We start from the raw sequence: 13,347 nt of genomic DNA, 5'->3' as shown, positions 1-13,347 counted from the left end.
CATTATGGTTGAAGATATAGGAAGAACATCGGAGATAACGGCATATACTTCGGTTCTTGAGCCTATTCAGTCTTCTCCGTTTTATAGTAATTCCATATATCTGAACTTATATATTAGAGGAGATTGTAAAATGACATCCACAAACCATACGGCAAGCTTCGACATTCTGTTCACCAGTGATCTGCACGGGGCCATCCGTCCCATTCATTACAATACCAATGCCTACCGCCCAGCTGGGCTTGCCCTGCTGGCTTCCCTGATTCGTAAGGAACGTGAACGTTCACCAGAATTGATGCTGGTGGATAACGGGGATCTGCTGCAAGGATCACCCTTGGCCTCCTATGCAGCTTCACAGGTTTCCAAAAACGAAGTGCATCCATTCATAACAGTACTGAATAAACTGGGTTATGATGCTGCGGTGATGGGCAATCACGAGTTTAACTATGGTCAGAATCTGTTGCGCGGAGCAGTTGAAGCTTCCAATTTCCCCTGGCTGTCTGCCAATATTGTAAAAGATGAGCAACCAGACGTACCTGCCTTCGGTCCTCCGTATCTAATCAAAACCTTATCTACGGGTGTCAAAGTAGCCCTGTTGGGCGCAACTACGCACTACATACCGAACTGGGAGCATCCAAAAAATATTGAGGGGTTACAGTTCCTTGATGCCTTGGAGACGATTCGTGCATGGGTTAGCTATATACGCGAGCATGAACAACCAGATGTAATGGTTGTCAGTTATCACGGCGGATTTGAGAGTGATCTGGAGACAGGCGATCCCACCGAACGGTTAACTGGGGAAAATCAAGGCTATGCCATCTGTCGGGACATCGAAGGCATCGATGTGTTGCTTACCGGACATCAGCATCGTCAGCTTACCGCTAATATTCATGGTGTAACCGTCATTCAGCCAGGCTTCAGTGGAAATGGTGCGGGGCATGTATCCCTTCAGTTGGAACAATCATCGGGCGGCAAGTGGCAGATTACAGATAAGCAGGCTCGGTTGTTACTTCTGGATGAACATCATGAGGTTGAACCTAATGCAAGCGTCTTGAAACTGACGGAAGAGCTGGAAACTGAGGCACAAGCATGGCTTGATCAACCCATTGGCGAGGTGACTGGGGATTTATCTATCACCAACGCTACGGCTCTGCGACTCAAGGCACATCCATTCATTGCTTTTGTACATCAAGTGCAGATGGAAGCGACTGGAGCGCAGCTCTCCAATACCGCCATGCTGAGTGAAGAAGCTCGCGGTTTCGGGAGTCACATCACCGTTCGGGACGTATTATCCAACTTCATCTATCCTAATACTCTGACGGTACTGGAGTTGAGTGGTCAGGATATCCGGGAGGCACTGGAACAAACGGCACGTTACTTTGAAGTGAATGCTTCTGGCGAGGTGGCAGTTAATCCGGCTTATATGCAGCCCAAGCCACAACATTATAATTACGATATGTGGGCTGGCATGGAATACGAGTTGGATATCTCCCAACCTGTGGGCAGTCGAGTTGTGAAGTTGGAACGTGAAGGCAAGCCAATGGACATGAATGGCATGTACTCTGTGGTGATGAACAGCTACCGCGCTGCTGGCGGCGGGGATTATGCAATGTACCCGGGCAAAAAGGTACTGCACGAGGGTGCCACGGACATGGCCGCACTGGTGGAAGATTACATCCGCAGACATCAACCGTTAACGGTGGAGCAGGCGGATAACTGGAAAGTTATTGGAAGTTAAATGAGAAAGAGCAGGTCCTGTGATCAGGATCTGCTCTTTTGTTTTCAACCTATTGCTTACTTGTTCTTGTTGAATTATCCTGTCCTGTACTGTCCCGTTATCCGTTATATTGAAGGATTAACTGATATAACGCTATTGAAAATCCTAAGATACTCGCTTTCATTTTAGATGGATGATTTCTTTCGCTGCGAATCAAATAAAAGAAAATCACTATAAATCCTGCAGGGATCCATAGCTCAAAGACACCTTTTGTTGTACTTTGAGAATAAATTGGCGTAATGAACGTACTAATCAAAAAGTAAAAGAAAACCGTAAAACGTCTTGTTTCTAATTGCTTGCTCCACCTTACTAGAATGAAAATAATAATGATTGCGATAATCGTAATGTGTAAAGGGGGAAAAAGAAGAGCAGCAATCCCAAATTTGAATTCCATTCCGCATTGCCCTCCTCTCTTTTAATGCATCACATGACTGACTACAGGCATACGTGTAAAAATTCATTCTCATGCTTCAAAACCGCTGGCAACCGTCCAAAAACGGACCTATTCCAATATATCCTTATTTTAACATACAATCACAATTCAATTTCCCACGTTTATTCAATAAAATATGCAAAAAGAGCAGAATTGAGGAGCATCGTGCCCTCATCCCTGCTCTTTTTACATACCTACAAGTTTTCTAATACATGTCACTTATTATCCAAAATGACTACTGCGCCTTTTTACGTAGCTGACTGTAATACAGCTCGCTGTAGAAACCGCCTTGTTCCAGCAGGGCATCATGCGAGCCTTGCTCCAACAGATGCCCATCCTTCAGCACCAGAATCCGGTCGGCCTGACGGATCGTGTTCAGCCTGTGGGCAATAACAAAGCTGGTACGGCCTTGCATCAGGCGTTGGAGCCCTTCCTGGATTTTAATCTCCGTGACGGTATCAATACTGCTCGTCGCTTCGTCCAGTACAAGTATGGATGGATCTGCCAAGATTGCCCGGGCAATGGCGAGTAATTGCTTCTGCCCCTGACTAATGCCACTCCCGTCAGCTTGGAGCACTTTGTCGTATCCATCCTTCATTCTCACAATGAAGGAATGGGCATTCGCCAGCCGGGAGGCTGCTTCCACCTCTTCATCCGTTGCGTCCAGACGGCCAAACCGAATATTTTCCCGAATCGTGCCCTGAAACAGAAATGAATCTTGTAGTACAAATGCCATATGTGACCGCAGATTCTCACGCCGAATGGTGGTCATATCGCGTCCATCTACCGTTAATGTGCCACCTGTTGGATCATAGAAACGGGATAACAGCTGAATTAATGTTGTTTTCCCCGCTCCGGTCGGACCCACAAGGGCAATCATCTCCCCCGGTTTGGCTTCAAAGCTGATCTCATGCAAAATGTTACGCCCTTCATCGTATCCAAAGGATACTTTGTCAAAGCAAACGGCTCCCTCTACCTTGTCCAGAGATACCGCTGCCCCTTCATCCTTCGCTTCCTCATCTTCGTCTAGCACCTCGAATACGCGCTCAGCCCCCGCAATCGCGGACAATAACGTATTCCACTGGTTCGCCAGATCATTCAGCGGACGAGTGAATTGACGGGCATATTCCACAAAGATAATAATCACCCCGACCGTAACCGAACCCTGAATCGCCAGAATACCACCGATGCCCGCCACAATCGCAAAGCTCAGGTTATTCAATCCATTCATCAGTTTCGGGATAAAACCAGAGATCGTCTGTGCCCAGAAACCGGAGATCCGGATGCGGGTATTTCGTTCCTCAAAACCGCGAATCACTCGCTCCTCTTGGGAGAATGCCTTAATGATCCGCTGCCCGGATAAAGTCTCTTCGATGTAACCGTTAAGTTCACCGAGATTGCGCTGCCGCTCCTTGAAGAGCGGTCCCGTTCTGCGCGTAATCCAACGCATACCGATGGCCATCAGAGGCACAACGATAAAGGTAAGCAGGGTCAGTAACGGGCTGAGCCAGAGCATAACCCCAAACGTTCCGAGCAGTGTTAATACACTCGAAAAAATCTGGATCGCCGAGCTGTTCAACGTACCGCTGACATTCTCGATATCATTGGTCACCCGGCTCATAATCTCCCCCTGCTGGCGTTTACCGAAGAATGGAATCGGTAATTTGTGCAGATGGGAGAACAGATCATACCGCATGCGGAACACGGTTTCCTGTGCAATTTCGATCATCCATATATTTTGTAACCAGGATGTAAGAGAGAACAAAACATACACTGCGGTTAATCCAATCAGAAACCGAGTCCAGCTTGCGCCGGCTTCGCCCGCGATGAAATCATCCACGGCCACCCCCACCATGTAGGGGCCAAGCAAAGCGAGTGCGGAACTGGCAAACACCATCAACAGTACCATGGACAGCTTAACCTTGCGACGTGCCAGATAGGCCCAGATACGACCTAGCGTACCTGACCAATTCTTCGCCCGTGCCTTGGGTTTACGACCAACACCTGATCGTAACGTCTCCGGATCAATCGGCGGTGGCGGCTGACGGAAAGGCTCAATGAATGCTTTGAACATGCTGTGCACCCTCCCCGTATTGTGATTCATGGATTCGACGATACAGCTCTGACGATTCCATCAGGTCTTCATGTTTTCCCTGTCCAATGAGTTGTCCATCATCAAGCAGCAGAATCAGGTCAGCCGAAGTGGTTGAACTGATCTTCTGGGTGATGATAAACGTGGTACACGACAATTCCTCCAGCGCATCGAGCAGTCTGCCTTCTGTAGCCACATCCAGCGCACTTGTGCTATCGTCCAGAATCAAAATTCTTGGTCTACGTACCAGTGCTCGTGCAATGGAAAGTCGCTGCTTTTGTCCACCGGAGAGATTCACTCCCCGTTGACCCAGCAATGTATCATAACCGTTTGGTAAATTCTCAATTGTTTCATGGATCTGCGCGCGCTTTGCGGCTTCCACGATCTCATCCAAGGTAGCATCTTCCTGACCCCAGGCAATATTCTCCCGGATGGAACCGGTAAACAGGACAACCTCCTGAGGCACATAACCAATCGCACCACGCAACATGGACAGATCCAGCTCTGATGCATCGGCACCATCAATCCGTACCTTTCCTTGATCTTCTGTGTATAACCGCGGAATAAGCTGTACCAGCGAAGATTTGCCTGAGCCTGTTGCTCCCATAATGGCAATGCGCTCCCCCGCTTTTGCCGTGAATGTGATGTTATCCAGTACTGTAATTTCACTATTCGGATAACTGAAGCCTACACTGCGGAATTCAACCGCTCCCTGAACAGCGCGCTGTTTCTTCGCCCGGTATACAGATTGCGGAAAATGCGAAGATTTCATAGATCCAGCAGATGGTGCAGACGTTGATATCGTCTGTTCAGTCTCCGACGTGTCCTCTGTATTAAACACTTCATTCAGCCGTTGCGCCGAAGCGCTTGCTCTGGAGAAGGTTACCAGAATCCATGACAACGCAGACATGGCACCAATTGTGCGAAGCAAGTAGTTAATGACGGCGACCACTTCACCCACGGTTGCATTACCGGAGGCAATGTCGACTCGTCCAAACCATAACACGGCGATGATACAAACGTTCATCATCAGCAACATGAACGGCATCGTGGTCTCCGTCAAGCGCAGCGCGGAGATTGTGCCTTTCATCAGCTTGCCGCTGAATCCGGCAAAGCGTTCGATCTCATGGCCCATCCGTACGAAGACACGGATCAGCCGAATGCCTGTCAGATTCTCCTGGATGACTCCATTGACGGCATCCAGTCTGCGCTGCACATTGCGGAACAGCAGCGCTGCCTTTTTGATCATCCACACCACAACAATGAGCAGTACAGGCACCATGACAACCAGTAGCAGACCCAACCTCGGGTTCACGATTACTGCCATAATCATGCTACCAATCACCACCAGGGGCACACGTGTCATGAAGCGCAGACTCATGAAGACGGTGTCCTGAACCTGGGTCACATCCCCCGTTAATCGGGTAATCAGGGACGATGTCGCGAACCGGTTAAAGACGGCATAAGAGAACGTTTGCACTTTCTCATACAGCTTCTCCCGCAGATCGTATCCAAACCCCAGACTTGCATGGGATGCAAAGAACGAACTCGCAATTCCGGCAGCAAAAGCCACAACAGCACTAGCAACTAGCACACCGCCCCACAACCAGACGACAGATAAGTCTCCCTGCTGAATCCCGTTATCGATGATCTTGGAGATCAGATAAGGCTGAGCCAGCTCCACCGCAAGCTCAATTAACATCATGACCAGGGCTGCAATCGCGGCAACTCGGTACTTCTTCAAGTAGTACAACAGCTTGATCATAAGCATTCCTCCGGCTCGGAGCACCCTAAACCGATAACATGTTCCAGCTCAGAGCCTCCATTAGACATGTTGTTTTCTCCACAGCGTCCAATATGTAATCATTTCTATGTACACATATGGTTATTATAGCGTATTTTACAATGCCGCTTCTATTCTTATTACCCTACTTTTCCCAATACAATAAACTTCTCTTCATTTTGGCAGTAAAAAAAGGAAGGTCTCCCTTCCTCACACTAGTTAAGTGCTTACAGCTGACGTAGTTTTTCACTTAGATACTCCCGACGTTTCAGCACATATTCGCGAATTCTTTCCGGTTCACCTGCAAATACGTCCATAGGCCATTTCATGTAAGGATCTTTGTTGACATCTTCACGAATCCCATTGTGCAATCGATGGACTAGAGGCATAATTCGCTTCTCTGTAAAAGCATTCATCAGATGCTGCCGCATCAGCTTTTTATATTGTTGACGGAAACTACGAAATGCCAGCAATCGTCCGGTAAGTCTGTTATACCCCTGAATACGAACAAGATTGGGATCAACTCGTGTTCCATAACAGTTCCTCCCCCAAGTACCCTCATAATCCCAAGGCAGGATGCCATATTTACCGCTTTTGATTTTCTCATACCATGTGTAATTCTGATGAAATCCGTCGAAGTTCCCTGTAAGCACAGCTCCACTTAACCAGCGTAAATAATTGTCTGTATCCACCCTCGACTGTAAAAAACGAAACAATTCCAGCCTGGACTTTATGTTCAACTGCTGAATAAAGTTACGTAGTCTTGTGCGATCCACATCTTTGCCACGAATTAAGCTGTACCCGGACAATAGATCGGTACTTGTTGAAGAGGAATCCGAATTCATCGTAAAACCAGCATGATCATTCACCGCATAGAAGATACTTCGCACAGGGATTTTCCTTTGGCGAAAAAAGAAGGATTTCACCCCTTCGATCCGCAGGTATACACCCAGAAGCTGCCCGTTCAGATAGAGTACGCAGTGTTGTGTAGACGGTGCGGGTACACGAATCGACTCAAAAAAACGAAAAGAAAGTGCATTACGCAACAACGAAGGATCATCATACTCCGCATTAAAATGATACGTCCGGCTGGATGTACGAATCTCAAATGATTTTTTGGGATAACCGCGTGTATGTCCTCCACGGTATCGAAGCCGGATCGGAAACGGCTTGCCGTCCATCTGCATCGTGCTGTTCACAAACGTCTCTGACCATATATTGGACGTTAACTGTTGATATTCGGTTGGAGACAAGCTGATATGGTAGACAGGTAGAGCCATTTCCATCCGCCTTTCGAATACCTGTAAGATTCGCCCGTAGGCTCTTACACCATCCTATGCAGATGCACAGAAAGTCGTACGGGCGAATGCACAGTCCTGATACTTATCACATCCCAATTTACTTGTCATAATGCGGAATAACCGGGTTATTAATCTATAAATTTACATCATTTTCATAGATTATAGCTGAAATGGTATAAATATAGTTAACTGGCTAGTCCCTCCAAGAGGCATGTCACATATGCTTAAACTACAGACAGACACGAATGACGAATGGAAGGGATCATAATTACATCCACCATTTTTGTCCATCTGAACTTATATCATGGAAGGGGTCAAACACAATGTCTATGAATGGTCAAGGAATGAGAGGTTTGTTGGGAAGAGAGATTAAGATTAACCGGGGAGGGCCTGATTCAGTACAAGGTACACTCACGGACGTACGCTGGGACTATATGGCGATGAACTGCAAAGAAGGGATTGTCTACGTTAATGAATCACATGTCAAAAGCATAACAGATACAGGCCGTTCCGGTGGTAACCGAAATGCAGCCATGGGGAATCCTATTCCTTCCAACACGTTTTTGGGCGTTATGCAAGCACTCCGCTTCCGCCGTGTTCAGATTAACCGGGGAGGACCTGAAAAAGTGGAAGGCATCCTGGCCGATGCCAACCAGAACCAATTGATCATGACTTTGAAAAATCAGGAGATTGTTCGTATTCCGATGCAACATGTGAAATCTGTATCCCTCGTACGTGGTGGTGGGAACAACAACAACAACAGTAGTAATACAAGTCAAGGGAACCAAGCAGCCCAAGGTAATCAGGCGGCTCAAGGCAACCAGTCTCGTGGCAACCGTTCTCAAGGGAACCAAGCAGCTCAAGGGAACCAATCCCAGGGTAATAAGTCCGGCGGCAACAAGTCACGGAACAACCAAGGCAATCGTTCTCAGGGGCAACGAGTTCAAGGCAACCAATCCCAAGGAAATAAATCTGGTGGTAACAAGTCGCGAGGCAATCAAGGCAACCAGTCCCGTGGCAACAAATCCGGCGGTAAAAAGAAGTAACTGAAATAAACTGACAACTTAAGTTATCTACCAGCTTAAAGGGGGGAATTATCATGTTGATCTTCGTCGCATTAGTCTTGATTGGTGTGCCTTTTTACTGGATCGTTGCACCCGGAAGGCCCACTCCATCCCATGAACATCTGCTTCAGGCTTCGTCAGGACTTCTCCCCCTGGGAGGTGAATCACAGTAAATGCCTGACTACCAGTTGTGGTTAACCTTCGGGGTCTTTATCATCACTGTCATTTTCCTGATGTGGCGTCCTGGCGGATTGAATGAATCTATACCCACCTCGCTTGGCGCCCTTCTTCTTATTTTAACTGGAGTGAGCAGCTATGCTCACATTGTTGGAATCTTCGGGATCGTATCTGGTGCAGCCGTAACAATCCTCTCTACCATTGTCATGTCGATTATTTTAGATAGCATCGGTTTTTTTCGCTGGATCGCTTTGAATATGATTGAGAAAGCAAGAGGTTCCGGCTTTCGATTGTTCTGGCTAATTCTATTACTTTGTTTTCTCATGACCATCTTCTTCAACAATGATGGCAGTATTCTGATCACAACTCCGATAATTATTCGAATCTGTTCTATACTTCGTCTGAAAATGCATCAACAGTTGCCCTACCTGATCTCCGGTGCCCTCATCGCTACGGCTTCCAGTGCGCCAATTGGACTTAGTAATCTGGCTAACCTGATTGCTTTGCAAATGGTTGGCTTAAATCTGAATACTTATACTCAGATGATGTTTGTGCCATCCATGCTTGCGATTATGGTGATGACCGTACTGCTATTCTATTATTTTCGCAGAAGTATTCCCAAAGTTATTCATCATTTCCCTGTATCCCTGCAGCCTTCATCAGGTTCAGGATATCATCCGCTACAGACAACTGAATCCGAGAATAAAGTAGACTGGTGGTTGTTCCGTGTCTGTATTGGTATCGTTGTCTTTATCCGTGCAGGATATTTTCTAGCTGAGCAAGTCGGTATACGCATGGAGGTAGTTGCAATCACTGGTGTTATTCTCATGCTCGCTGTGCGTTGGTATCGCACTCGGACTGGACTCAAAGATGTGATAACACAAACGCCTTGGCACATTCTACTCTTTGCTTTCAGCATTTATGTTATTGTAGATAGTCTTCACCGCGCAGGCATGACCGCATCGATCATTCAGTGGATGAAACCTATAATAGAAGGAGGAAATGCCAGCATCATTGCTGTGTCAGGGTTAATGCTCACTCTGCTTTCCAATCTATTCAACAATTTGCCCTCCGTCATGATTGGGACCTTTGCTGTTACAGATCTTCCACTAAGTGAATCTCAAATGCATCTTGCATATCTTGCGAACATTCTGGGAAGTGATATCGGAGCCTTGCTGACGCCTATTGGCACCTTGGCAACGTTAATTTGGATGTATATATTAAAGACCCATCATATTCGAATCTCCTGGAAACAGTATATGAAAGTTACCTTTATTGTGATACCAATCAGTCTAATTGTTAGCCTAATTTCACTATATATTTGGACATCTATTCTCTATTGAGAGGAGGAATACTGTGGAACTTCTTACGCATTGGCTGGGTAAATCCGTCGAATTGGAGCTATCTGGCTGTAAACTACCGATCCAGGGTGAGATCATTGATGTAGGCCAGGATCTGATTGTAGTCTACGGAAACCAGCGATTTGTTTATATTCCACTTCATCATGTTCAATCCATGCATGTCGGCACAGCAGATGATTCAAGTATAGTTTTGCCAACACCTGACCCCGAGATGGATCACACCAACATCTCTTACCGCAAAATGCTGATGAACGCCCGTGGACGTTTCAGTGAAATCTCCATCGGAGGGAAAACATTGCATGGTTATATTACAAATATTATGAATGACTACTTTATGTTCTACTCTCCGTTATATCATTCTATCTATGTTTCCATTAATCATCTGAAGTATATTGTTCCTTCCCCTACTAACAGCACACCCTATTCTCTTAGTAAGCAACATTTCCCTATGCAACCTTCGTCCATGTCACTCTCCCGTACACTCGATCAGCAACTTCATAAAATGATAGGTGAACTTGTTGTACTCAACCTCGGTTGCAAGCCTTACCGAGCAGGGTTATTGAAAAATGCAGACAACCACTTGCTTGCATTGGTAGAAGCAGATGGGACTTCTTTAATTATGCATACCGATCATATCCAAACCATTCATCTCCCTTGAGTATCAGAAGAACACAAAGGTTCATCTGCCTATGGCTGATGAACCTTTTTTCACCTTTACACTTACTACCATCTTCTGCGTCCACGGTCACCCCGGTAGTCATCATTCAACTCACCAAGACGATCGTATGTCTCCTTATATATCCGAATCACGGCCTGAACTTTGATAAAATCAGTATCTTCCGGTCCAAGCCCCTCCATAAACATTCTCTGAATGATCTGTTGGAAGAATTGCACTCTGGCCTCAATCTGTTCTTGCTCAAGCTGTAATATGTCTTCGAAACTGTGGTTCCCTATGTAATCCATCAACTCATCATCAGGACTGGAATAATCTGCGTTTCTCCGATCTGCTACCCATTCATCTGGCTCATCGGACTGGAGGTTAACACTGGTGCGTAATTGGGATAAGATGATTTTCTCTTTAGCCAACATGACATGAAAATCTTTGTTACGGAGCAGTTCCGATACAATCAGACTGCACATTTCACGATTTTGGATCAGTATGCCGTCAAATGGATGCAGCGTCCACTCCCCGTTTGCATAATACAGGTTAAAGTTAAAGAACTCACTGCCATATTTGTATTGAATATTAATCTTGGTCTCATCAATAATCTCAAATGAAAAGTCCAGCATGTTCAGCAAGCTCCTTCGTATAACCCCAGATTTTAGCTATATTCTATCAAATAAATGAAACAAAGAGACGCACTCGGCGTCCCTCGTAGAAAATAAAACCATGTAGTGATGTCCATGCCATATGCAGCGAGTCTTACCCTAATCCAGGAAAGATCCTAATGCACTGGAATCCGGTTTGTTTTTCTCCGGAATGGCAGCAGCCTTCGGCCCTTCCAGACCCAGTCGATCACTCATTTTGGCGTTAAGGGTTGTCATCTTGTTGGTATAGTCGTTACAGCTCTCGATGATCCGGCGATTGGACTGCTCGGACAGATCCAGCGCAGACATCAGATCACCCATCGCTTGATTGACCGCTTCAAGGGACATAGCCGGTTTGGACAACAGTTCATTCGTTTTCTCTGTTGTTGTCTTCAACAATCTGGCGTTCTCCTTGAATTGATCTTCAATCGTCTTATTCGTAGCTTCCACAGCGGAAATGACCTTCTCCTGATCATTAAGAGCCATAGCAATCATGGCCGAAACTGTGATCAGATTCGCTGTTTTATCAATAGCGTTATTAACGGAATCAATCAGCTTGTCATTGTTATCATTAATGATGTCGGTAGCTGCGATTGCCTGATTGTAAAGCATGATCATCTCTGTCATGGATTGGGTACGTGTTACCACTTTGCGCAACCCACGCTCCAGATGTGCTTTGCGATTCTCGTTCTCAGGCTTGGCGATCTCGGTTTCAAACAATGCTTTCAATTGATTACCAAAAGAAATTTTGGTCTGCAGATTGTAGATCTCCTGAATGGAAGAACGTTTCAATTGGCGCATATTCACGATGCTTTCTTCCAGGTTGTCCTTGCCGTCCCGCAACCCGTTAATGATGGCATCAATGTTCGTACGAACAGATTGATAACGGTATACATAGTTTTTCAGCGGGCTTTTACGTAACAACTTCCCGACAAAACTCACATTTTTACTCTGCTGCAAACTCTCACATTCATCACGGAGCTTCAGGATCATGTTGGATACCTCTGCCCGATTCCCGGACATCAGTTCATTGACTGGACGATCAAGCAACTTGAGGGTCTGTCCTGCTCTCTCTTGTGTTTTCACGCCCAACTTGCCGATATCATCCATTAAGGTATCCAGGTGAGCAGGATCACTTTGGGACACTTTCTGAATAAGCTGCGTTGCTTCCTGGTTAATCCGTTGCTCATCTTCCTGCTTCAACTGAGCCCATTCCGTTGCCATGCCAATCCCTCCTATAATTCAGAGCTGTTATACCGTTGATGTATTAGTTCCGCTTTGTTCTGAAGCTCCATTAAGTCTTTATGTTCAATCGTTGATACAATATCCGATATCTTGGAATCTACGTCGCGAAGACCATTCAGCAGCATACGCCGATTATTGCGTTTGGCTTCTCCGCTTAAACGCAGAAATGGATTAATAAAACCGTTCAGGTCTTTCAAAATAAGTCTGCGCACCGTATGGTTGATATCCCCGTTGTTTAGCTCCTGAAGGGAAGGAATCACACGCTGCAAACGGGCAAACAACGCCAGTGATTTCTCCACGATCTCATTATCCAGCTCGTTCTTCTGACCTTCGGAGATGATCATGTCCTCCAGAACTTCCAGGTATTCAATCACCGGATCAAATACAGGATCTGGTTCAGTCCGGGAAGACTTCGCTTGTTCTGAGCCCGCATGTTGTGCGGGAGTAGAACTCGAATGGGGCTGTGCTGGAGAAGCATCTCTTGCCCCTGTTGGCACTGCGCTCGGCGCTTGTCCCCCATTCAAGCGAGATGGTTCATTCCCGATATCTGTGATTGGTACAGGGGCAGATGACGAACCATCCACCTGTGTGCGTGGCGTGGAACGTGAAGGAATCAATCCCCCGACCACAGTTGCCAGTGCCGGAATTGCCCACGTGATGACATCCGGTAGAAAAGGACTCGAGATTGCCGCGAGACCATAACCGACCAATGCGCCTATACCTATCTTCGTTTTCCGTAACATTACTTATCCTCCTGCCTTAACAACACATAAAGTGCATATTCAAAAAGTCTGATTTTCAGTACCGAG

General features: G+C 46.3%; 12 protein-coding genes. 5 read left to right on the top strand and 7 right to left on the bottom strand.

What is annotated here, in order from left to right:
• Positions 1-130: 130 nt before the first annotated feature.
• On the top strand, positions 131-1,735 hold the full coding sequence (locus tag EL84_RS11610) for a bifunctional metallophosphatase/5'-nucleotidase (protein ID WP_047841814.1): 1,605 nt from the start codon (positions 131-133) through the stop codon (positions 1,733-1,735).
• A 97-nt stretch (positions 1,736-1,832) separates the two neighbouring features.
• On the opposite strand, the gene EL84_RS11605 is transcribed toward EL84_RS11610, so the two are convergent.
• The 4 genes from EL84_RS11605 to EL84_RS11590 form a co-directional block, all read right to left on the bottom strand.
• Positions 1,833-2,168, bottom strand: a complete 336-nt coding sequence (locus EL84_RS11605) for a hypothetical protein (protein ID WP_047841813.1) — start codon at positions 2,166-2,168, stop codon at positions 1,833-1,835.
• Between the two features lie 274 nt (positions 2,169-2,442).
• Positions 2,443-4,281, bottom strand: coding sequence for an ABC transporter ATP-binding protein (locus tag EL84_RS11600; RefSeq protein WP_047841812.1), 1,839 nt, complete (start codon positions 4,279-4,281; stop codon positions 2,443-2,445).
• Entirely contained in the window at positions 4,262-6,064 is a 1,803-nt protein-coding gene (locus EL84_RS11595; RefSeq protein WP_047841811.1) for an ABC transporter ATP-binding protein, read from the bottom strand. Before EL84_RS11595 ends, EL84_RS11600 begins: the two co-directional genes overlap by 20 nt.
• Positions 6,065-6,309: 245 nt before the next feature.
• Positions 6,310-7,362 carry a CotH kinase family protein gene (locus tag EL84_RS11590; protein ID WP_235431521.1) on the bottom strand — a complete coding sequence of 351 codons (1,053 nt, stop codon included), beginning with the start codon at positions 7,360-7,362 and terminating at the stop codon, positions 6,310-6,312.
• A gap of 344 nt (positions 7,363-7,706) precedes the next feature.
• Between EL84_RS11590 and EL84_RS11585 the strand changes: the two genes are divergently transcribed.
• Genes EL84_RS11585 through EL84_RS11575 form a run of 4 tightly spaced genes read left to right on the top strand, consistent with a single transcriptional unit; the run spans position 7,707 to position 10,643 of the window.
• Positions 7,707-8,429: a hypothetical protein gene (locus EL84_RS11585; RefSeq protein WP_047841809.1), complete on the top strand. Its 723-nt coding sequence runs from the start codon at positions 7,707-7,709 to the stop codon at positions 8,427-8,429.
• 53 nt (positions 8,430-8,482) lie between these two features.
• Positions 8,483-8,620 carry a hypothetical protein gene (locus EL84_RS31990; protein WP_161799422.1) on the top strand — a complete coding sequence of 46 codons (138 nt, stop codon included), beginning with the start codon at positions 8,483-8,485 and terminating at the stop codon, positions 8,618-8,620.
• Positions 8,621-9,967, top strand: a complete 1,347-nt coding sequence (locus EL84_RS11580; RefSeq protein ID WP_047841808.1) for an arsenic transporter — start codon at positions 8,621-8,623, stop codon at positions 9,965-9,967. It abuts the gene before it with no gap.
• A gap of 13 nt (positions 9,968-9,980) precedes the next feature.
• Positions 9,981-10,643 (top strand): hypothetical protein, encoded by a 663-nt coding sequence (locus EL84_RS11575; RefSeq protein WP_047841807.1) that lies wholly within the window; start codon positions 9,981-9,983, stop codon positions 10,641-10,643.
• 65 nt (positions 10,644-10,708) lie between these two features.
• Here EL84_RS11575 and EL84_RS11570 read toward each other — a convergent pair whose 3' ends face one another.
• From EL84_RS11570 to EL84_RS11560, 3 genes are all read right to left on the bottom strand, one after another.
• The gene (locus EL84_RS11570) at positions 10,709-11,275 is read right to left on the bottom strand and encodes a hypothetical protein (protein WP_047841806.1); all 567 of its coding nucleotides are present in this window, start codon (positions 11,273-11,275) and stop codon (positions 10,709-10,711) included.
• A gap of 138 nt (positions 11,276-11,413) precedes the next feature.
• The gene (locus EL84_RS11565) at positions 11,414-12,517 is read right to left on the bottom strand and encodes a toxic anion resistance protein (RefSeq protein ID WP_036606281.1); all 1,104 of its coding nucleotides are present in this window, start codon (positions 12,515-12,517) and stop codon (positions 11,414-11,416) included.
• Positions 12,518-12,528: 11 nt separating this feature from the next.
• A complete protein-coding gene (locus tag EL84_RS11560) occupies positions 12,529-13,281 on the bottom strand; it encodes a hypothetical protein (RefSeq protein ID WP_047841805.1) in 753 nt (250 codons plus the stop codon).
• Positions 13,282-13,347: the final 66 nt, after the last annotated feature.

It is taken from the genome of Paenibacillus sp. VT-400 (assembly GCF_001029205.1).
Classification (GTDB): Bacteria; Bacillota; Bacilli; order Paenibacillales; family Paenibacillaceae; genus Paenibacillus; species Paenibacillus amylolyticus.
The sequence above is the reverse complement of the archived record's forward strand: the minus strand, read 5'-3'. Positions and strand labels throughout refer to the sequence as shown.

Excerpts from the sequence above, each read along its gene's own strand:
- EL84_RS11610 (WP_047841814.1), top strand. The coding sequence starts at position 131 with ATGACATCCACAAACCATACGGCAAGCTTCGACATTCTGTTCACCAGT.
- EL84_RS11605 (WP_047841813.1), bottom strand. The coding sequence starts at position 2,168 with ATGGAATTCAAATTTGGGATTGCTGCTCTTCTTTTTCCCCCTTTACAC.
- EL84_RS11600 (WP_047841812.1), bottom strand. The coding sequence starts at position 4,281 with ATGTTCAAAGCATTCATTGAGCCTTTCCGTCAGCCGCCACCGCCGATT.
- EL84_RS11595 (WP_047841811.1), bottom strand. The coding sequence starts at position 6,064 with ATGATCAAGCTGTTGTACTACTTGAAGAAGTACCGAGTTGCCGCGATT.
- EL84_RS11590 (WP_235431521.1), bottom strand. The coding sequence starts at position 7,362 with ATGGCTCTACCTGTCTACCATATCAGCTTGTCTCCAACCGAATATCAA.
- EL84_RS11585 (WP_047841809.1), top strand. The coding sequence starts at position 7,707 with ATGTCTATGAATGGTCAAGGAATGAGAGGTTTGTTGGGAAGAGAGATT.
- EL84_RS31990 (WP_161799422.1), top strand. The coding sequence starts at position 8,483 with ATGTTGATCTTCGTCGCATTAGTCTTGATTGGTGTGCCTTTTTACTGG.
- EL84_RS11580 (WP_047841808.1), top strand. The coding sequence starts at position 8,621 with ATGCCTGACTACCAGTTGTGGTTAACCTTCGGGGTCTTTATCATCACT.
- EL84_RS11570 (WP_047841806.1), bottom strand. The coding sequence starts at position 11,275 with ATGCTGGACTTTTCATTTGAGATTATTGATGAGACCAAGATTAATATT.
- EL84_RS11565 (WP_036606281.1), bottom strand. The coding sequence starts at position 12,517 with ATGGCAACGGAATGGGCTCAGTTGAAGCAGGAAGATGAGCAACGGATT.
- EL84_RS11560 (WP_047841805.1), bottom strand. The coding sequence starts at position 13,281 with ATGTTACGGAAAACGAAGATAGGTATAGGCGCATTGGTCGGTTATGGT.